This is a genomic window from Alcanivorax sp. HI0007 (genome assembly GCF_001635525.1).
Lineage (GTDB): Bacteria > Pseudomonadota > Gammaproteobacteria > Pseudomonadales > Alcanivoracaceae > Alcanivorax.
The window spans coordinates 1-322 of the sequence record NZ_LWEJ01000195.1 but is presented as its reverse complement, the minus strand read 5'-3'; the positions used below and the strand labels follow the sequence as shown (position 1 = coordinate 322).

Here is a 322-nt window from a genome sequence, read left to right as displayed (position 1 = left end):
AGTCATGAACAAGCTTTTGTATTGGCTGGCCGGACGGCTGCCGGCACGAATCATCAGCGATGGCTCGGTGCCCTATCTGGAGCGCTATTACCTGTTCACCATTCTGGGTTGGCGGTTTTACCTGCATCGGTTTGTGGGAAGCGATCCAGACCGTGGCCTGCATGACCATCCATGGTCGCGGGCGTTCAGCCTGGTGCTGCATGGCTGGTATCACGAAGAGCGCCGCTCAGGTCGCCGCAAGGTGCGCTGGTTCAATTCCCTGACCGGCGACACCTTCCATAGGGTGGTGCTTCCATGCCCTCTTGATGGTCGGCCCTTTCAG

The 322-nt window shown here is 59.0% G+C and carries 1 protein-coding gene; it reads left to right on the top strand.

Going from position 1 to position 322, the window contains the following annotated elements; genetic code table 11:
• Positions 1–322, top strand: a 322-nt coding sequence (locus tag A3714_RS18065) for a hypothetical protein (RefSeq protein ID WP_197463405.1), incomplete at both ends; no start/stop codon positions are given.